At 49.3% G+C, this 19,953-nt stretch carries 14 protein-coding genes; 3 read left to right on the top strand and 11 right to left on the bottom strand.

Annotation, left to right across the window (positions count from 1 at the left end; translation table 11 throughout):
- Positions 1–115: 115 nt before the first annotated feature.
- The gene (locus AC0YNS_RS15270) at positions 116–865 is read left to right on the top strand and encodes an SDR family oxidoreductase (protein WP_475781828.1); all 750 of its coding nucleotides are present in this window, start codon (positions 116–118) and stop codon (positions 863–865) included.
- Between the two features lie 67 nt (positions 866–932).
- Here the strand turns inward: AC0YNS_RS15270 and AC0YNS_RS15265 are convergent, their stop codons facing one another.
- The 7 genes from AC0YNS_RS15265 to AC0YNS_RS15235 all read right to left on the bottom strand — a co-directional run bounded on the left by AC0YNS_RS15265 (position 933) and on the right by AC0YNS_RS15235 (position 10,932).
- Positions 933–2,702, bottom strand: a complete 1,770-nt coding sequence (locus AC0YNS_RS15265) for a methyl-accepting chemotaxis protein (protein ID WP_475781827.1) — start codon at positions 2,700–2,702, stop codon at positions 933–935.
- 160 nt (positions 2,703–2,862) lie between these two features.
- Complete coding sequence (locus AC0YNS_RS15260; protein WP_475781826.1) at positions 2,863–4,140, bottom strand: L-cysteine desulfidase family protein; 1,278 nt, start codon at positions 4,138–4,140, stop codon at positions 2,863–2,865.
- A 158-nt stretch (positions 4,141–4,298) separates the two neighbouring features.
- Entirely contained in the window at positions 4,299–5,567 is a 1,269-nt protein-coding gene (locus AC0YNS_RS15255) for a Gfo/Idh/MocA family oxidoreductase (RefSeq protein WP_475781825.1), read from the bottom strand.
- Positions 5,568–5,635: 68 nt separating this feature from the next.
- Positions 5,636–7,384 (bottom strand): glycoside hydrolase family 35 protein, encoded by a 1,749-nt coding sequence (locus tag AC0YNS_RS15250; protein WP_475781824.1) that lies wholly within the window; start codon positions 7,382–7,384, stop codon positions 5,636–5,638.
- Positions 7,385–7,466: 82 nt separating this feature from the next.
- The gene (locus AC0YNS_RS15245; RefSeq protein WP_475781823.1) at positions 7,467–9,083 is read right to left on the bottom strand and encodes an extracellular solute-binding protein; all 1,617 of its coding nucleotides are present in this window, start codon (positions 9,081–9,083) and stop codon (positions 7,467–7,469) included.
- Positions 9,084–9,138: 55 nt separating this feature from the next.
- A complete protein-coding gene (locus tag AC0YNS_RS15240) occupies positions 9,139–10,023 on the bottom strand; it encodes a carbohydrate ABC transporter permease (RefSeq protein WP_475781822.1) in 885 nt (294 codons plus the stop codon).
- A 15-nt stretch (positions 10,024–10,038) separates the two neighbouring features.
- On the bottom strand, positions 10,039–10,932 hold the full coding sequence (locus tag AC0YNS_RS15235) for an ABC transporter permease (RefSeq protein ID WP_475781895.1): 894 nt from the start codon (positions 10,930–10,932) through the stop codon (positions 10,039–10,041).
- A gap of 259 nt (positions 10,933–11,191) precedes the next feature.
- Here AC0YNS_RS15235 and AC0YNS_RS15230 point away from each other — a divergent pair, with 259 nt between their 5' ends.
- Positions 11,192–13,447: a helix-turn-helix domain-containing protein gene (locus AC0YNS_RS15230; RefSeq protein ID WP_475781821.1), complete on the top strand. Its 2,256-nt coding sequence runs from the start codon at positions 11,192–11,194 to the stop codon at positions 13,445–13,447.
- 55 nt (positions 13,448–13,502) lie between these two features.
- Here the strand turns inward: AC0YNS_RS15230 and AC0YNS_RS15225 are convergent, their stop codons facing one another.
- Positions 13,503–14,645 carry a Gfo/Idh/MocA family protein gene (locus AC0YNS_RS15225; RefSeq protein ID WP_475781820.1) on the bottom strand — a complete coding sequence of 381 codons (1,143 nt, stop codon included), beginning with the start codon at positions 14,643–14,645 and terminating at the stop codon, positions 13,503–13,505.
- 143 nt (positions 14,646–14,788) lie between these two features.
- Here AC0YNS_RS15225 and AC0YNS_RS15220 point away from each other — a divergent pair, with 143 nt between their 5' ends.
- Complete coding sequence (locus AC0YNS_RS15220) at positions 14,789–15,703, top strand: helix-turn-helix transcriptional regulator (RefSeq protein ID WP_475781819.1); 915 nt, start codon at positions 14,789–14,791, stop codon at positions 15,701–15,703.
- Positions 15,704–15,713: 10 nt separating this feature from the next.
- Here the strand turns inward: AC0YNS_RS15220 and AC0YNS_RS15215 are convergent, their stop codons facing one another.
- From AC0YNS_RS15215 to AC0YNS_RS15205, 3 genes are all read right to left on the bottom strand, one after another.
- Positions 15,714–16,553, bottom strand: a complete 840-nt coding sequence (locus tag AC0YNS_RS15215) for an MBL fold metallo-hydrolase (protein ID WP_475781818.1) — start codon at positions 16,551–16,553, stop codon at positions 15,714–15,716.
- A 148-nt stretch (positions 16,554–16,701) separates the two neighbouring features.
- Positions 16,702–17,664: a helix-turn-helix domain-containing protein gene (locus AC0YNS_RS15210; RefSeq protein ID WP_475781817.1), complete on the bottom strand. Its 963-nt coding sequence runs from the start codon at positions 17,662–17,664 to the stop codon at positions 16,702–16,704.
- A 126-nt stretch (positions 17,665–17,790) separates the two neighbouring features.
- Positions 17,791–19,896 carry a multicopper oxidase family protein gene (locus AC0YNS_RS15205; protein ID WP_475781816.1) on the bottom strand — a complete coding sequence of 702 codons (2,106 nt, stop codon included), beginning with the start codon at positions 19,894–19,896 and terminating at the stop codon, positions 17,791–17,793.
- Between the last annotated feature and the right edge of the window lie 57 nt (positions 19,897–19,953).

Raw genomic sequence — 19,953 nt, 5'->3', positions numbered from 1 at the left:
CAGATTGAAGCCGACTATCGTTTTATGAGTGTTCAGGCAACAACACAGCGGCGTCTGGATCTTCGCGTTGGAGATCAAGTTTATACAAATACAGCAAACAACTAGGAGGATTAACATGAAAATCGTTGTTATCGGCGGTAGTGGACTAATCGGGAAGAAACTCGTAGCTAATTTAAAGGATCTTGGTCATGATGTAGTGGCGGCATCGCCTTCCTTAGGTATCAATTCCGTTACCGGAGAAGGACTGACTGAGGCAATCAGCGGTGCGCAAGTTGTCGTTGACGTTTCGAACGCCCCTTCTTGGGAGGACCAAGCCGTTCTGGAATTCTTCGAAACATCAACGCGTAATCTGCTTCAAGCTGAAGCTGAGGCTGGCGTGAAACATCACGTTGCATTGTCGGTCGTGGGTACAGACGGACTTCTAGAGAGTGGTTACTTCCGCGCCAAGATGGCGCAAGAAGAAATGATCAAAGCATCCGGCATTCCTTATACCATTGTTCGCGCGACACAGTTTTTCGAGTTCGTCGAAAGTATTGCTCAATTCTCCACTGAAGGGCAAACCGTCCGTATGCCGTCTCACTTTATTCAACCGATCGTTTCGGATGATGTTGCAGCCGCGCTTGCGGTCTATGCACTCGAAACGCCGGTTAATGGTCTAACCGACCTGGCCGGTCCGGAACGTATGGGGCTCGATGATCTTGTTCGCAAATTTCTAACCATTACGAAAGACTCGCGACATGTGGTTACAGACGATAATGCACCTTATTATGGCGTAGTATTAAAGCAAAATTCTCTGGTTCCCGTTGGCGAGGCACGAATCGCAACGACACGATTCGAAGATTGGTTAAACCGCGCTGCGAAATAAAATGTTCGGATAAAAAATCGGATGATCTCCTCCCATGGAGATCATCCGATTTTTGTATTTGTTTCTATTAGATCACGAATCGACTAACAGCCCCGCCAAGCTTGGTTGCCATGGCCCGGAGCTGCTCGGATGCACCGTAGACCTCTTCAACCGAAGCCAGCTGCTCCTCAGATGCCGCCGCAACATGATGGGAATGGGTGGATGATCGTTTGGCGATCTGCTCCTGCTCCACCATTGTCGCCGCAATTTGCTCGCTGCCGGCAGACATTTGCTGACAGGCTGCCGATACATCCTGCACCAGATTCGAGACTTGCTTAATGGATGCGAGAATCAATTGGATCGAGCTGCCCGTCGTTTGGGCCAGCTCTGTACCTGTGCGAGCTTCCTCTGCGGAAACTTCAAGCACCGCGGATGCTGCCGCTGTCTGTTCCTTGATCGCTTGCAGAATCATTCGAATTTCATCTGATGATTCTCTGGATCGCTCTGCTAATTTGCGAATTTCTTGAGCGACGACTGCAAAGCCCTTCCCATGCTCGCCTGCGCGAGCCGCTTCTATAGAGGCATTCAAAGCCAGTAGATTCGTTTGACCGGCAACCTCCGTAATAAGCGTGAGAATGCCGTCCACTTTGCCGCTGGAGAGCTGCAGCTCATGCATCGTGTCCGTTGCATGAAGAACGCCTGCTTGAATGGAATTCATTTGGTGAACGGTGTCTCGCAGTGCCTGCTCACCTTCTGAAGCACGTTCTGACGTATGTAAAGCCAGATCGGATACGATGGCAGAAGACTCGGTAATTCGCTGAATACCGATTGCCATCTCGGTCATGGCCCGCTGGGTTTCCTGCGAGCTGCTAAACTGCGCTTCCGCACCGGAAGCGACCGTTTGAATCGCTATCGTTATCTCTTGGGTAGCCTGTGAGGATTGATTCGCAAATTCTTTCAAGTTTAAGGAAGATACGGTCACCTCGTCCGAGGTTTGCTTGATGCTGCTCGTCAACTCACGCAAACTATGGATCATTTCATTGAACGAGGCAGCAGCTCGGCCGATTTCATTGCTGCTCGTAACCGGCATACGGATTGTCAAATTACCTTGTGCTGCTTCCTGCGCCGCTACGGCCAGCATGCGAAGCGGTCGAACGGTCGCGCGGATAATAAAGAAAAGAATCCCTATCGCTACAGCTGCAGCGAGCATACCAATCCCAATAACTCCCCATAATAAAGCAGTCAGTTCTCGCTTGACTTGGCCGTAATCGTAATCCAGCCCGAACATAGCGACAATGTTTCCTTGATCATCTTTAACCGGAGCCAAGTAGGAAATCCATGTTCCGATATCATCCGAGTATGCATGGGTTAACAACGTCTCTCCGGTCATGACACGATGATAACCATCCAGAAATACATCATCCAACGGATAACTCGTCCCGTTATCGTCACTTCCCTCGCTGCTGAGACTGGACTGAATCATGGTAATCAGGTTCGGCTGCCCATCGATCTCAAATTGTTTCGCAGACATATAATAAGCGTTGGTCAGGTTGTCATCATCAATCATCGCATTAAGCTGCAGCTGCAAGCTGGATACATGGTCTGCTTGAGGAATCTGTTTGTTCTCGTAAGCTCCCGCCACAGAAGCGATGAGATCACTGCTGACTTGCGCCTGAGCACTTAGCTTCGCCCCAATTTCTGTGAAATCATGAAAGGCCGCATTCTTCTGCTCGTTGTATAAAAGTCCCACCATAACGGCGATCAGACAGAGACAAAGGATGGAGAGTACCAAAGTGGATGTTACGACCAGGCTTCTGCGTTTGGAAATAAAGGACAAACTAAACACCTCGTTACTCAAGTTTTATTAGCTTCAGTATACGGGTAACTTGTTAAGAAAATAGATTGCTAAACGTTTAATTTCTGTTAGTTGCCACGTCTATCGCTATTCCTTCCATTACTTGCGCACACCAAAAATCCGCCAAGAAGGCGGATTCTCGCTGATATCCATAGGTTCATTCTTATTCCTTATTCAACATCATGTCGAGAATAAGGTTATCAATATCCGAGGTCGCTTCATTCCCGATCCGGCAGAAATTATCGATCGTTTTCTCTGCATCGTTCTCGATAAAACCATTGGTCGATGAAATGGTCATCCCTTTAGAAGCCAGAAGTGCCGATTGAACGGCAGCGCTCGTACAAGTGGCTACTTTCATGGCGCAGCCGCCTTTGGCACCATCACACATCATCCCGGTCACATTCCCCAGCATGTTCTGGATCGCGCCTTTTATCTCTGATTTGCCTCCGCCAAGCAGATAGGTGATCCCACAGCTTGCCCCTGTACCGGATACCGTCACGCCGCATAATGCCGATAACCGGCCAAATTTTGATTTGATATAAATCGTCACTAAATGGCTCAGTGCTACCGCGCGAATCAGTTTGTCTTCCGATGCTCCAAGCTTCTCTGCGGCTGCAATAACGGGATTCGTCGCTGCAATTCCTTGATTGCCGCTTCCCGAATTCGCCATAACAGGCATCGTCGATCCTGCCATACGCGCATCCGATCCTGCTGCCGCCAGCGCCATCGCATGAGAGATTAAATCGTCGGACAGAATGCCTCTTTGCACATTTTCTTTAATCGTCTTCCCGACTTCCAGACCATAGGAATGAGCTAACCCATCTAACCCGGCCTTACGGTTCAACTCGATACTTTGCTTAACCAGATGAAGTTCATCCGGATCAATCGTATTCACAAAATCTACAATCGTATCGATGGATAGCGCACTGCGTTCTTCCTTGGAGCTCTTAAAGCTAACGTTCGCGCAGCCGCCTGATTCGACGACCTTCCCGTCCACTTCGATCAGCGTAATATTCGTGTGATTGTCTGTAATGACAACCTTTGCATAACCGTCTGCTGTTTCCGCGATGACCTCTATATATAATTTCCGAGGCGTATCCGCCAGTTGAAACACGGCATTACCTTGATCCACCATCGCCTGAGCCTTTGCAATATCATCTGAAGTGATATCCGCAAGAACCTCCAACTGCTTATCGGCATTACCTGCCAATGCACCTAAAGCAGCGACAAAATCTATACCCGTCAGCTCCGTTCCGGGTATTCCGACAGCCAGTGCATTCTTAATAATACCGGCACTCGCTTTCACCGTGATTCGTACAATCGGATCAGGCAAGTAGGTTTTGGCTTTTGCCGCCGCTAAGGCGATCGCAACCGGTTCCGTACAGCCAAGCGCGACGACAAGCTCATTTTGCAAGATTTGAATGAAATTGTGCTTCTCCAACTTATGTCCTCCTAGAACACCTAAAGGCACCGAACACCTTCGCATAATTCTAAAAATATACTATAGGTTGCTCCTCTGAATCAATCATATTCTCCAGTAAGTTTTAACCTTTCCGCTAAAGCACAAAGAGACTGCTTATCGCTAAGCAGTCCCTCCGTTTATTTCGTTATATGATTCTGCATCAATTCTTCCGCATATTCGGCGAGCGTAATGGATTTACCGCCGTTCAAACGCGATTCTTCGGCAGCAAATGCCATCAGATGACTGCGCACAGAAGCCACTGCTGATGTTAATGTCTCTTGTCCGTTATAATCCCGCACATCGGTCAGGAAACTTCTGACGATGCCTGCGTCACCGCCGCCATGTCCGCTCGATTGCGATGGGATCGTGATTTCGGTCTTCTGATGCGTAAGGAAATCAAACCATGTAATCTTGTCGTCATCCCCGCGCAGTTCACCGCGTGTACCCATAATTTGAATTCTTCGTTCCTGCTCGAACGTAAAGCCGCACATACTAAACATGGCCGTTGCTCCGTTCGCAAACTCCATGCCAACGACTTGATGGTCAACCACGTTATTATCGCTCTTATAGACGCAGCGGCCATAATTCGTTTCGCGCAAGCCTTGAACGATATTTTCTTTGGTAAGCTCCGGTGTGAAATGTCTTGCCCAGCCTTTAAATTGATCGCTTAAATAGAATCGAGGCGCGGAATACGGACAAGTCGTTTCGACTGCACAATCGAGGCAACGATCAGTCGATCCTTCAGGTGCATTCGCTTCATTGAAGTGCATGAGCGATCCGTAGGAGTTCACACGCACACAAGGCTGATCCATGAGCCAGGAGAGAACGTCCATGTCATGGCATGATTTTGCCAATATCATCGGGCTGGACGTCTCGGAATTGTTCCAATTCCCTCTGACGAAGCTATGCGCGATATGCCAGTAGCCTACATTCTCATTGAGCTGTATCGATACGATGTCGCCGATATGCCCCTCATTTAGAATATGCTTGATCTTACTCCAGAACGGCGTATACCGCAGCACGTGGCAGATCGACAGCAGACGGTTATTCTCACGAGCAGCCTGCTCCATCTGCAGACACTCCAGAGGGTCCGGGGACATCGGCTTCTCCAGCAAAACATGATATTTCATGTTCAAAGCCTGTATGGTCGGGTGATAATGCATCCGGTCCATCGTGCAAATGACGGCAATATCGGCAAGCTTCGGATTCGCCAATATCTGCTCCCACGACTCAAAGCACATCGTTTCAGGTATATGGTGCTGCTCGGCGAACTTCACCCGTCTGGCCGGATCCGGCTCGGCTACCGCAACGAATTTCAATTCATGTGGAAAATCCAGCGCAAAAGGAGCATAGCTGGCCGCTCCCCGTGCACCTGCACCGATTAGTATTGCAGTAAGTTGAGCCATGTTGTCTCCCCCATTTGATTCATAGATTTGATTCTATTCCCTATCCCGATATTCATTATTCCATGTCGTTACCCTAGCACTGCGCTGTCTTGTAACTTGACGATAGGCTCCTCGCAGCCGTGCAGCTCAAATATAACTAGTTCATTAGCGCCTTCACGAAGCAGCGGTGCCGGGATATACAAGGTCTGCTGCGGTCCAATTTCCCAATAGCGACCAAGATTATAGCCGTTCACATAAACAACGCCTTTCGTCCAGCCGCTAAGCGCGAGGAAGGTATCCGCCACTTCATCAACTTGGAAAGAGCCTTTATAGAACGTCGGCTTCTGTTGCTTCTCGCTGCTCTCTAGATAGACCAGCTTCTGCAAGTCGTTAAGCGGCAGCGGACGGATCGACCAATGGTACAGAAATTGCTGCCCCAGCCGTACGCCTTCCGTAATGCCTTTGGGATCCTTCATATACGGACCATAATTAATCCGCCCCATGTTCTCAACCAGAATGTCGAGTGTAGCACCTTCTGCCGGGATATCGAGCAGCACATCATGGTCTGGGTTATTGCGTTCAATGATGCCTTTATACTCACCATTCAAGAAAATAAGAGCGCGGTCATGTACATCCTGCAAATTTAGTCGGGAAGCGGTAAGCGGCCCAAGCACGGTAGTCGAATACAGAATAAATCCGTAATCCTGCCCAAGCTGCTCCATCGTTTCCGGGCATGTACGCTCTACCGGTTCAGACAGCATGTCGAGTGACGAGAAGAGCGGAGCTTGCTCAGTCAAGACTACGCGGCCATAGGCTTTCTTCTTAATGGGTTCCGGCAGGTTAAGTGGTCCAAGCTCTACATACTTCGAGATTACCTCGCGGAATTTATAGAATTTGTCCGTCAGATCGCCTGACTCACTGATTGCCACGTCGTAATCATAGCTAGTAATCGTCGGTTGATGTTGGTTGTCGCCGAAGTTCGCGCCGTTATAGAAGCCGAAGTTCGTACCGCCGTGATACATATAGGCATTCACCGATGCGCCGGCGGCCAGCATATCATCCAGCACCTTCGCCGCATCGTCGGAATCACGTGTATGATGCGGTTTGCCCCAGTGGTCAAACCAGCCATTCCAATATTCCATGCACATAAGCGGCTGATCCTGCTGATATTCACCTAATTTATCGAATGCTTCATCAGCGCGAGAACCGAAATTCACTGTCGCCAGCACTTCGTCCACCATGCCGCCTTGCAGATAGAAATCTCCCGGTCCGTCGGACGTAAACAGAAGCACGTCAATGCTTCTTGCCTTCATGCCGTTCTCCAAATACTTCAAATACTTCTTGTCATTCCCGTAGCTGCCGTATTCATTCTCGATCTGCATCGCGATAATGGGACCGCCATTCGTCGATAGAAGCGGTACCAGCTTCGGCAGCAGTACGTCGTAATACGCATCCACTTTATCGAGAAAAGGCTGATGATAGCAGCGCAGTCGCATGCCGGGATCAGCAAGCAGCCATGCCGGCAATCCGCCGAATTCCCATTCCGCACAGATATACGGACTTGGACGTACGATGACATGCAAGCCGAGCTCACCTGCAATCGCAATGAATTGTACGAGATCTGCAATGCCTTCGAACACGAACTGACCTTCCTTGGGCTCGTGAATATTCCAAGCCACATAGGTTTCAACCGTATTAAATCCGCCTTCCTTAAGCTTCCAAAGGCGATCCCGCCAATATTCCGGCACCACTCGAAAATAATGAATGGCCCCCGACAGAATGCGAAGCGGCTCACCATCGAGCAAGAATTGTTGTTTGTTAGTCGTCAATACCGGCATACGATTACCCCTTTATATCTTGATGCGAACATGTTGTGACAGCCCGAACCGAGTCGGTTCGGGCTGTCTGTTATGGAATCACTTACTTCCACTCGCCTTGGACATGGTTGTCTTCCAATTGTTTATTGACCTCATCAATCATTTCTTTACCGCCTTTGGCCATATACTCCTCGACCATCTTGTCCCAGTCGCTCAGCGGTCTTTCACCGAAAATCATCTTCGTCGTTTCATCCGTAATATACGCCTGCAGCTCTCCGCTCTTCTCCATAAGCAGCGGCGAGATAATCCGACTTGTTGGATTTACGTAGAACTTCATGGTATGCAGCATATCAGCGAGCGTTTGCTGGAACTTCTGATCCTCAGGCGTCTTGGCGATCTTAGCGAACGTGAACAAATCTTCGTCCTTCATGAACCATCCGCCTTCGGTAATATAAGCGCCCGGAGCGACGTTCGAACGATTCTCGGCAATTGGCTGTGCCACGCCGTCGACCATTTGGTAGCCTTTTCCTTCGCCGCCGTAGAGCCAGTCGAAATATTCGTTCTGCGGATTACGTTCCTCGAATGTTACCGGCTTGTGGAAGTAATCGATCATTTCAAGAATACGTTTCACTTTCTCCGGCTGATCCTTCAATTTCGCCGAAATCATATACATCCGATACCAGCCGCCGCTGATGGTTAATCCCTCAGAACCGTCAGGAGCCTTAAACGGTGGAATCGGCTCTACGACTGCTTTCGGATCGTTCTGCTTCAGCACATCGAACAATACCCCGTTGTTTCCGCTATTTCCGGGCTGTTCATACCAAATGCCGACTTTACCCGCATTAAATGCTTTGAAAATATCCTTGTAGGCCGTTACCGCCCAGTCCGCTTGTAGAATGCCTTCTTTCTGTAGATCAGCCAAGAACGTCACTTTCTCTTTATTCCCGTCTGCGATAATACCGGGAACCAGCTGACCGCCGCTGTTCTTGTGATACCAAATCGAATTGCCATAATAAGCCCCGAAGGAAGGATCATAATAAATGCCTTTGGCCAGACCTAAGCCAATCGTATCCGCTTTGCCGTTGCCGTCCGGATCGTCTTTGGTAAAGGCGATTGCAACCTTCTTCAGCTCTTCATAGTTCGTTGGCATTTTCAAACCGAGCTTGTCCAGCCAGTCTTTACGAATGATCGGCTTCTTGCCGCCTTTAGCGGAGAAGTAGGTTGGGATGCCGTACACTTTCCCGTCTACCTTCAAGGAATCCCATGAATAATTAGGCACGGCCTTGGTCGACTCATACTGCTGCAAGAACTCGTCCAATGGCAAGAATGCGCCTTGATTCGCCCATTTCGTATAATTGGAGTTTACTTCTTCCATTCCAATGACATCGGGGATATCGCCGGAGGCCATTTTCACTGCTAACTTCTCTTCATAGGTATCGAAAGGAATGTATTGCGGCTTAAAATCCACATTGAATTTCTCGTTGATTTTCTTCACAGCTTCGCTGTTATCCGTCGGAACCGGATCTTCCCACGTGCCGTCGAACCAATCAATGGTAATCTTCTCTGCATGCGGGTCTGCCGTCGTTGCGGCGCCATTGTTTGTCGTACCCGCGTTTGAGGACGTGTTGGAATTGGATTCCTCATTACCGGATGAGCATGCTGCAAGCATGGATCCGGATAGTGCAACTACCAGAACGGATGTGACTAGTTTGTTACGCATACTTTCGACCTCCTCTATATGTTGGGCACTTCGGTGATACTCACTTACATGAAAGCTAGCCTTTCACGGAACCGAGCATCACCCCTTTCGCAAAATGCTTTTGCAGGAACGGGTAAAGCGCAAGTATTGGAAGTGTTGCAATGAGAATGGCAGCCATACCAATCGTTTCAGCCGGTGGAGAAGCATTCGCCAGTGCGGCCTGCTGTCCATCGGAGAGTGAATCGAGGCGTTGGCTTAAGATGACGATTTGCCGCAATATAACCTGTATCGTCCACTTGCTCGGATCGCTAATATAAATGAGCGCGGTAAAATACGTGTTCCAGCTCGTAACCGCATAGAAAAGTCCGAATGCAGCCAGTGCAGGTTTCGACAGCGGAAGAATGATGCGCGCGAAAATTTGCATATCATTCGCACCATCGAGCACGGAGGCTTCCGTCAGATCCTGAGGGATACCGAGAAAGAACTGCCTGAGGACGATCAAATTAAAGGAATTGATGGCCCCCGGAATGATAAGCGCCCAGTAGGTGTCGAGCAAGTGTGTTTCCTTTACAACCATATAGGACGGAATAATACCTGCTCCGAAGACGAATGTAAACAACACGAGGAACAGGAAAAACTTCTGACCTGTAATATTCCGCGACAGCGCGTAAGCCATCATCGAGGTGAGCCATAGGCTGAAGATCGTACCTACTACCGTCACACAGATGGTTACGATAAGCGCCCGGACAAACACCTTGGAGTGGAAAATGTATTGATAAGCATCCACGACCCATTTCTCCGGAAACAGAATAAACTGCTTGGCTGCGCTCTCCGTAACCGATGTAAATGAGGTCGCAATCATGTAATAGAACGGAAACAGCATGGCGAGCCCGACCGCGGCAAGCATGATCACGTTAAGTGCATTTGCTAATTTTTCCGAAATGGAATGAGTTTTAACCACTGCTCCACCGCCTCCTTAGTAGATTCCTTCTTCTCCGAATTTTTTGGATAACTTATTCGCTCCGACGATTAGAATCAACCCGACGAGCGACTTAAACAGCCCCACTGCTGTTGCAAAGCTGAAGTCTGAGTTCTCGATCCCTTTGTAATAGACGAACGTATCGAGTACATTACCGATCTCCTTGTTGAGCGGGTTCAGCATGAGGAAAATTTGTTCAAATCCAACATCAAGCACGCTGCCAAGCCTTAAGATGAGCAGGATAATGATAGTGCCGCGGATCGAAGGCAATGTGATATGCCAGATCTGCCTCATTCGGCTTGCGCCATCGACGACAGCGGCCTCATACAAATGGGGATTAACTCCCGCCAATGCTGCGAGGAAAATGATCGTCCCCCAGCCGGACTCTTTCCAGATGACCTCGAGCACAATGATTGGCATGAACCAATGCGCCGACGTCAGAAACGGAATCGGTTCGATGCCGAAAACCATTTGAATGAGCTGATTAATAATGCCCTCGGATTTCAAGAATGTCGTTACAATCCCGATCACAACGACCCAGGATAAGAAATGCGGCAAATAGACGAGCGATTGAATCACTCTCTTATAACGTTCGTTACGCACCTCATTAAGCATGATCGCCAGTACAATCGAAATCGGGAAAGCGAATACAATTTGAAGAAACGAGAGATAAAGGGTGTTCCAGATGACCCTGATGACTTCACTATCTTCGAAAATTTTATGGAAATGCTTCAGTCCGACCCAGTCGCTGTGCAAGAAACCTTGAAATGGACTGAAATCTTGAAAGGCGATTATGTTTCCCAGCATCGGAATGTACCGATAAATAATAAAGTATAAAAGTCCCGGGAGAAGAAGCATGAACAGGTAGCGCTCATTCCACAGCTTGTCCATGAAGGAACGTTTTCTTTCCCTATGAGCTATAACTGTTGCCGGTGCATTTGCACCTGTATTCGTGTAGTTAGTCAATGATGATCCCCCTCGATTTATTTGAAATATATGAATCTTGATTTTTCATTCCTAGCGCTATACTATAAGAGTCACCCCTTGAAGAACATCGGAAATATGCCCGATTTCACGCGAATTTCAAGGTTTCCGTAAAATTGCACAGTTTTCGAAAATAGGATCAGACCAAGGCAAAAGGGGTTTATTCATGAGGCAGATTTTGCAATTGAAGATTAATACCCGTTCGATCTTAACCAAGATGGTACTCAGCTTTATGGCCATTATTTTGTTGTTTGTTTCCTTTAATTTGATCTCGCTCACCTTGTTCAGAAAAAGCATTCACAGCGAGATCATTACGTATAACGATGCGAATCTGACACATACCACAAGCGGATTCGAGCAGTACTTTGAGCTGCTGGACAATGTTATCGTAGGCATGTACTTGAATGATCATCTGAATGATTTACAGAAATCGAAGCCATATTATAGGGCCGCCGGGAGAATCATCGACGATTTAGAGAAGATCACGGTGAATCCGCGGATTTATTTGAACAATATATTTATGTACGACGTGAAGCATCATTACATATTGGACAAGTATCGCGGCAGCTCGCTTGCAGTCATGTTCTCCGAACACTATGTGAATCGCATCTATACGCCGGACTTCTGGGAAGAGGAACTAACCAAAGCCGGCTCAGATGCCAAGCTGTATCCGGCCACAGTATTCACGAGTCCGCCGCCAACTTATCAGGATTCGCAGCCCGGCATCGTCATTCCTTACTTGTTCCGCAGTCAGCTGTATCCCGATTTCAAGTTCCTCGCATTCATTGATGCGAATCAGCTGTATCGCAATTACCATCAGTCCATTAACAACACCTTCTATATACTGAGTCCGCAAGGTAATCAAATTTACACCTCAGATCCCGCCTTTGACGAAGCCATACCGGAATTAAAGCCGGGGAGAAACTGGATTAAGCAGCACGGCTACTATTTCTTCTATCAAAAAGGCGCGACTTCCGGGCTTACTTACGTAAATATCATTCCGGACAGCAGCGTTTCCAACCGAATTGTGAAGCTCACGTTTACTCTGATCGTGCTGCTTGTAGTTACCTCTATTGTCAGCCTGATCTTATCCGTCATCTTCAGCAGACGATTTAATAATCCGGTTCGCAAAATCGTGGAGTCGATTCGAAGTTTAAACGAGAATAAGGAGCTTGTTCGCGGAACGGTTAACGACTTTGAGCTGATCCATGCCAATATCGGCCACATGATCAAAGAGAATCAGGAAGCAAAGCGAAGCCTGGAAAGCAAGAAAAACCATCTGCGGCATTATTCGCTCATGAATGTACTCAAACGCATTCGGATCGAATATGAGGACTCGGATCCGGCAGCCGAGCAGGACTACAGGCCGTTTCGATTTGTTCTCTTCCAGATGAATTTCAAACAACGATTCTGGGATGAAATGCCCGAAGAAGAAGAACGGACCATTGCCTTTATTCGCGAATATGTCATTCAGGCGATTGGGCGAGAGATGGATGGCGCACAAACCTTCCAAATCGAGGCGAATCAAATCTTATCGGTCATCTATCTAAACAGTGAAGATGACAGCTGCCTGACAGCAGTCCTTTCGGACATCAAGACGGTGCTGGAGACGGATAACACCTATAGTTTCTGTACCATTGCCGTGAGCTCGCATTATCCGCATTCTTCTCAAATGACGAGTGCTTATGCGGAGGTGCTCAAGCTTGTGAAGCTGAGGCCTTTCGATGATTCGACCTATGTGTCTCAGGCCGGCGAAACGTACGAGAAGCCGATGCTGCCGACTACTATCCTGGAGCAGGAGCTGAATGTGAGCTTGCAAGAAGGCAACGATCAGCTTGCCCTGCAGTCGCTGCGCCGGATGCTCGCGAAGATGAAGAAACGGAACATTGCCGCCATCAAGTTTCATCGTTTCGCGGAAGAAACAACAGACAAGGTCATGCGCGTGCTCCACAGCATGCAAATCGACAGCGATGGCTTGTCCGGCATGCTGCCTCTTATTGAGAAGCAACATACGATTGAAGAGCTGGATGGTTACCTTGAGAAGCTGGTGAGCGAAGCCGGACGGCTTGTTCGGTTGAAGAAAGAAGAACGCGATCCGATCATCAGCTTTACCGTCAGCTATACGGAGACCCATTATGGAGAAGAGCTCTCCCTCGACCTCATCGCCGGCAAATTGAATATTAGCAGCGGCTATCTCTCCACTTATTTCAAGGAGAAGATGGGCACGAATTTCGTGGATTTCGTCAATGAGGTGCGCGTGAAGAAAGCGAAGGACTTACTGCTTCTCTCGGAGATGAAAATCCAAGAAATCGCGACCGAAGTAGGCTATACAACGCTCAGTTCCTTCAATCGCTCCTTCAAGAAAATCTCCGGCGTCACGCCAACGGAGTACAGACGCAATGCTGCTGTTGTTGAGCGGTAACATGCAAGAAGCCTGTCCAATGATGGACAGGCTTCTACTCGTTTATGAGATAAGACTAGGTCGTCGTCCAAGCTACTTGCTGGAACGTATTCGTATTCGCTGACTCGTTGGCCTTCAGGCAAAGAAGAGCGCTCAGAAGTCCATCGTCGAGCGAGGTGAACGAACGCTCTGCGCCGCTCACGATTTGGAAGAAATTGCGCAGAAGCATGCCATCTCCCCCGCCATGCCCGTCCATCGCATTCAAGTCGAACTGATGGGTTTCCACTCGCGCCTCGTGGTGCATGTAGACCTTCAACTCGCCCGTGTACCAATCGAATTCGAGCGTTCCTTTATAACCTAACAGACGCGCTCCGCGTCTCTGAGCCCCTCTTCTTGCGAAGAAGTTCTGCGAGTAGTTAACGTGCATGCCTGATTCGTAACGAATCAGAGCACTGCCTGAATCTTCGTTGCCGGTATCCGTCGCAAAGCTGCAATAGTTCCCTCTATCCTTGTTCGCCGGCTTGAGCGTGCTCTCTTCGCAAGTGCGCTTCTCGTCGCAATCGCGGCACATCAGACCTGCAGGCTTATCGCCTTTGAATATTTGCTTGGATTTCATCGCCGATACAGCTGTGGGATTGGCACCCAGCAAATAATTAATATAATCGAAATCATGTGTCGCCTTCTGCAGGAACAATCCGCCCGTAATGCTCTCATCGCGGTACCAGCTATGATAATAGACCCCGCCGTAAGGCACATTGTTCACAGCCTGCACATGCTCCACCGTTCCGATTTGGCCGGAATCGATGATTTCCTTGGCAAGTTTGACAAGTGGCGTGTTGCGCAGCGGGAATGAAACAACTACCTGTGAGTCTGAAGCCTCGTAGCCCGCTTTCAGTCGATAGAGATCTTCGAAGGTCGTGGCAACCGGCTTTTCCAGGAATAAAGGCAGGCTGCGTTTCAATACCTTAAGTGCCATCTCCGTGTGCAAATTGCAGCGAGTACCGATTACGACGCCATCCAGTCCGGCATTATTCAGCATATCATCGGCGTCCTCGTACCATTCCAGGTTGTTTGCTCCCTCACCCATCTGAGCGGCTAGCTCCTGTGCACGGGGATCCGCAATCGCGACAAGGCGGCAGCCCGTTTCCTGCTCATCCAATTTGCCGAACAAACCACTGACTCTGAGCCCATACCCGATGATTCCGATTCGCTTCACCATATCGCCAGTCCCCCATCTTGATCAATATCATAGTTGTTTATTGTCGCTAACTATTTCGAATGATACTATAGGTTCTATAGGATGTATTTACTCTATTTCGCTATAAAGTTGTCTATTATCGACTTATACTCCAATAAAGGGGTTTGGACCAAATAGCTATATTATCGGAAAGCAACTACAAACCTGATCCTATGAATTGGATGCCCAGCATTCACTGGGCCCAGTACCAGAACTCCGCCTATTATCAAGGAAACGAACGGCGTCTGTACGACTTCGAGGTCATGTACGTCATTTCCGGGGAAATGATCGTTCATTTCATGGATGAGCCCGAGACGATTCGATATTACCCCGGCGACTTCTTGTTTCTAAGTGCTCGGGAGAGGCATCGCATTGAAATTCCGACCGCAGCCGGAGCCCAATTGCTCGGTGTTCATTTTGACTTCTATGACGAGTTCGAGCTGACACCCGATATCCATATGGTTGTAGACGAAACTCACGACGTCCAAGAAGCATTATTCTGCCGATTGCCCGTAAGCGATGATGGTGAGCGGCTGTTCGCGCGCAAATACACGTCGCTTTCCGTCGAAATCGTGAAAGGAATGGAATTGATTTGCGAAGAATTCACGACGGCCAGAGCCGGCTATGAGCTTATCTGCCGAGGTGCCATGCTGCAAATGCTCGCATCGATCTTACGATTACAGACCGTTCCGCAGCGAACCACCTCCGCAGTCTACTTAACGGCTCTTCGGGAGCTGGTCGACGAGATAAGCAGCAGCTTGCATTTGACTTGGCCGAATTCGGTGATGGCGGAGCGTTTGAACGTCAGCGAGGATCATTTTATCCGTCTGTTCAAAGAACAGTTCGGCGTCACTCCGAATCAATATGTACAGCATCTCCGCCATCAAGAGGCCAAGCGGTGTTTGAGAGAAACGGAGATGAAAATCGAGGCGATCGGCTGCCGTATCGGCTACGACAGCTTGCATCAGTTCAGTCATGCATTCAAGAGATGGCAAGGCGTATCTCCACGAGAGTATCGGAAGCTGTGCAGCATTCTATAAGCGTTGTCTATTATTTAAGCGCTCGATCAGATACGTACACATACCTTTCAAACCGCGCCAGAATATGGCTCTTCTGCGTTGGATAATTCTCGTACAAATAGTCGATGAAATGTCCCGGATGCTCCGTATTGCCCTCGAACATGTCATAGTGCGCAGGAATCACCGTGTCGATCCCGGCCGCAACCGCAAACTCCGCTGCCTCACGGAAGTTCATGTTGCCGACGATATTACGCGCAAGCCGGAACGGATCGCGTCCGTTAATTGGCAGAAGGGCAACGTCGACCTGCTCCGCTTTCACCGTCTCGATCAGGCCGGGATAGATCGTCGTATCGCCGGCATGGTAGAACGTCACGCCGTTTAGGTTCAGCACATAACCAACAAATCGATGATCCTGCTCAGGATCATACGCAAGCTCCTCATGTGCCGCAGGGATCGGTAAATAGCGCAAACCACGCTGCTCCCGCCATTCGCCGGTCACCGCATGAACACGCCGCTCCGGCGCAACACCGAATTCAGCGAGAGCGCCAAAGCAATAGCCCGGCGCCACAAACACCGTATCGTTGCGGGTTTTCGCCATCCCCGGTATCGTATCCGGATCCAAATGATCGATATGATCATGCGTGATCAGCACAACATCGGCGTTATTCGCTTCCTCCGGCAGAAGTGGCGGTTTAAACCGCCGATATGTCGCATCGGCCAAATACGGATCGATATATACGATCGTATCTCCCCCTTTGACGATGACGCTCACCTGGCCGAGAAACCAGATGGCCAGCATCCCGTAAGGTACACGAGTTTCGTTAATTTCCCGAATCAGTTCCTGACCTGTCCGCACATTAGGAATATTCATTTGTTCTCTCCTTAGACTATAATGAAGTAACCAGTACTACTCATCTTCTACACCGGATGCAAGTAAACCTTCTCGCTCGAAAAAGCCAGGGCTCCATCATTAGGAGACCTGGCTTCATTGTTTCGCAGAATGGCGAGTAACCATACTCTTATTCAGTTGAACGCGACAACGTCTTCTCCAGCATACCCCGAACCAGCTTCTCCAGCGCATCTTTATGAATGAATGGTGCTAGTGCGGAGAGAATGTCGGCGCCAAGAAAACCAGACTCCACATGCTTCAGAAGCTTCTCTATGCTTTCCCTTGATAAGAAAGGAGCAAGTCCGACAATTTGTCTGGCATCGATGCTGCCGGCGGCAATCCGATCAACAAGTCGGTCCAGCGTATCCCGGCTTATGAACGGCGCCAAGGCTTGAACAATGTGCCAATCGATTGTGCCTTCCTCGGCTTGCAGAACAAGCCGGTCGATTTGTTCTGTATCCAGGAAAGGAGCGAGTCCTCCAAGCTTCCTCATATCGAGCTTTCCAAGAGCAGCATTATCCACCAACCGGGCTAAGGAGCTTTTACTGATAAACGGGGCCAAGCCCTGAATAACATCAGCGCTCAGACGGCCTTCCTCCACATAACCGAGCATCTCATCAATCGTATCGCTCCCCAGAAACGGTGCTAGCTGCAGGATCGCTTGCAAGCTCGGATGAGATTCATCATCCGTATCGTTCGAATCATCCTCCTGCTCTTCCTCCTGAGCTACGGTGGGCTCAATTTCCACATTTACTTCTTCATCTATTCCTTCTTCACCTATTCCTTCTTCAACTATTCCTTCTTCACCCTGAGGCTTCTCGATGCTGTAAGGCACTTCACCTGCAGCAGGCTGTACGGATGCTGTTTCCTGCACAAGCACAATCCTGCTTTCACCGGCGAGCAGCTCATCAATAGACGCTTCGAGCAACCGGCTGATTGCCGGCAGCATCCCGATATCTGGCAGCGACTCACCGCGTTCCCACTTTGACACGGCTTGATGACTTAATCCTAAATGCTCGGCGAATTCCGCCTGCGTCATTGCCTTCTCTTTTCTTAGACTGGAGATAAATGCACCGATCTTACGCATTTCCATTATAGAACGCCTCCACTTGCAGGATTGTACAGTGCGCACTGTCTGCATTCAGCATAGCACGCTTGATGGCTCTACTCTATCAATAGTCAGTTGAACACGTCAATTCAACCGACGGTTGAATCCATCTTATTCGGGGTGATTTTGTGCTTCCGTCCCGAGAGCAAAAGGTGTCGTAATCCCTTCATAGGCGAGATGCATCGACATGCCAACTTTGGCATGATCCAGATTGTGACAATGATCCATCCAAATGCCTGGGTTATCCGCGAGAAAAGCAACCTCATATCGCTCGCCCGGACCGACGTACAGCGTATCGGACCACCATGGACTGCCGCTTACCGACTTGCCATTCCGGCTCAATACCAGCATATGATGACCGTGCAAATGCATGGGATGCTCCACCATACCGCGGTTAACAATGGTTGTCTTGACCAAATCCCCCTCTTTAACCATGTACATAGGTGTATTCGGGAACAACTCGCCATTGATGGTATACAATGCGCCGAAACCGCCGTTATAGAAAGTGAACTGATTATCCAAGACCATCAGAAACTCTCTGTCAAAATGACTGTCTAAACTAAAAGGCAGCACTTCCTGTGTTCCGTAAGTGGAAGGATCGAATATCGTACTGCTCTTAGGCAAATCAAGAGGTTCGCCCTTGCCCTGCACACTAAAGAGAATGCCTTCCTCATGATTGCCGATGTTAATAAATACCGGCGTCTTCGGCATTACGAATGTCACGTCATACCGGCCGCCGGTCGTTACTTCAAGTCGAGTATTACTGCTCAAATCCGTTGGGCCGTTTAGCTCCGTACCATCGATCGCCGCTACTTGAAAAGGAACGCCTACAATGGTGAATGCGCGCTGCACCCAGTTCTCGGTATTGATCAAACGCAGCCGCACCGGCGTACCTGGTTCAGCTTGAACTTGCTCAAGCCTATGAGCATCGGCTGCTGCACCGAAGGAGAATCCGCTATTCTTTAACGAATAGGTCATGATCGTCCGGTCGATCCCATAATTAGTTGCAGAATCAGCAGGATCCTCCACCACTAATGCACCGAACAACCCTTTCTTCACCGCCTCGGCTGAGTCTTGGTGCGAATGATACCAGAAGGTACCGGTTTGTTCCGCGATGAATCGATACGTATGCGTCTGCCCTGGCATGACCGCATTCTGAGTCGCCCCTGCTACGCCATCCTCTGCATTGGGAACATCCAGACCATGCCAGTGTAACGTAACACCTGCATCAACGTTGTTATTGATCAAGGTAACCTCGATCAGTTCCCCCTGCCGCATTCGCAGCTCCGGTCCGGGAACTTGACCGTTATATGTCCATGCCTCCACCATTGTACCCGAGCTGCCCCGAACCAGCTTCTTCTCTGCCGTCAGCGTGAATCGGCGATCCGGCTCTCCCTCTCTTGGGCCGGTTAACGCCTCCACCCTGACACTGCCGTCGCCCGTAGTTACAGCATGGGCAGCGTGCTGATGAGCGCTCGCACTACCAATACCTCCGCCGAAATCGGCTGTTCCGGTCATCATGCTCATCGTTTCCGGGAGACGGCTCGCCTTCGTTTCATACATCCAGACACCGCCGATAATCAGCACAACAATTAGGATCTCGACTACTCCTTTGGCCACACGCAGCTTACGACCCGGTGGTGCCCAATTCTCATGTTGATGAATGCTCTTGCTGCGGTTAAGCACGCGGTAAGCCATAATCGTGATGAACACCAGCAGGATGAGAAGAACTGCTGCCGCATCCAGCCATCTGATCGGCACAACCGGAACGAAATAGAACAACAAGCTCGCTATTGCGGTGTATTTCATTGCTTTGAACGGAATGATCAGAGAGGCGTCGCCTGCCAGGCGGTAAGCTGCCGCATCCAGCGGCATATCTTGATTCTCAGCCGGCAACCGCATGACGCGGATTATGCGAGGGATACCGTAGACACCGCTTGCCATTACTGCAAGTAGAAGCGGTGGAAGTTGGAGGAGAATGCGATCCTGCGAGAACAGCCAGCCGAACTGCGTATACAGCTGCTGTGCAATGACAATTTTACCTGCCAACGCCAGCAAAGATAGGCTGAACAAGATCATAACGGTTCTTGATTTATGTTTCAGCTTCTTGTAAGACGCGCTGTAAACAAGTCGCCCGGCCTTGCCTCCGGCCATCCAGCCGAAGACGACGAGTACTATCGTAGTGAGAGCATCCAGCCCGTAAAGTAACGCATACATCGAACAAATCCCCTTTGGCATCATTAGTTATGCCACATATTACGGGAAAACGGGCAT

Source organism: Paenibacillus sp. J22FR21, assembly GCF_056269135.1.
The sequence above is the reverse complement of the archived record's forward strand: the minus strand, read 5'-3'. Positions and strand labels throughout refer to the sequence as shown.

Excerpts from the sequence above, each read along its gene's own strand:
- AC0YNS_RS15225 (WP_475781820.1), bottom strand. The coding sequence starts at position 14,645 with ATGGTGAAGCGAATCGGAATCATCGGGTATGGGCTCAGAGTCAGTGGT.
- AC0YNS_RS15245 (WP_475781823.1), bottom strand. The coding sequence starts at position 9,083 with ATGCGTAACAAACTAGTCACATCCGTTCTGGTAGTTGCACTATCCGGA.
- AC0YNS_RS15215 (WP_475781818.1), bottom strand. The coding sequence starts at position 16,553 with ATGAATATTCCTAATGTGCGGACAGGTCAGGAACTGATTCGGGAAATT.
- AC0YNS_RS15235 (WP_475781895.1), bottom strand. The coding sequence starts at position 10,932 with ATGGACAAGCTGTGGAATGAGCGCTACCTGTTCATGCTTCTTCTCCCG.
- AC0YNS_RS15210 (WP_475781817.1), bottom strand. The coding sequence starts at position 17,664 with ATGGAAATGCGTAAGATCGGTGCATTTATCTCCAGTCTAAGAAAAGAG.
- AC0YNS_RS15230 (WP_475781821.1), top strand. The coding sequence starts at position 11,192 with ATGAGGCAGATTTTGCAATTGAAGATTAATACCCGTTCGATCTTAACC.
- AC0YNS_RS15270 (WP_475781828.1), top strand. The coding sequence starts at position 116 with ATGAAAATCGTTGTTATCGGCGGTAGTGGACTAATCGGGAAGAAACTC.
- AC0YNS_RS15255 (WP_475781825.1), bottom strand. The coding sequence starts at position 5,567 with ATGGCTCAACTTACTGCAATACTAATCGGTGCAGGTGCACGGGGAGCG.
- AC0YNS_RS15205 (WP_475781816.1), bottom strand. The coding sequence starts at position 19,896 with ATGTATGCGTTACTTTACGGGCTGGATGCTCTCACTACGATAGTACTC.
- AC0YNS_RS15250 (WP_475781824.1), bottom strand. The coding sequence starts at position 7,384 with ATGCCGGTATTGACGACTAACAAACAACAATTCTTGCTCGATGGTGAG.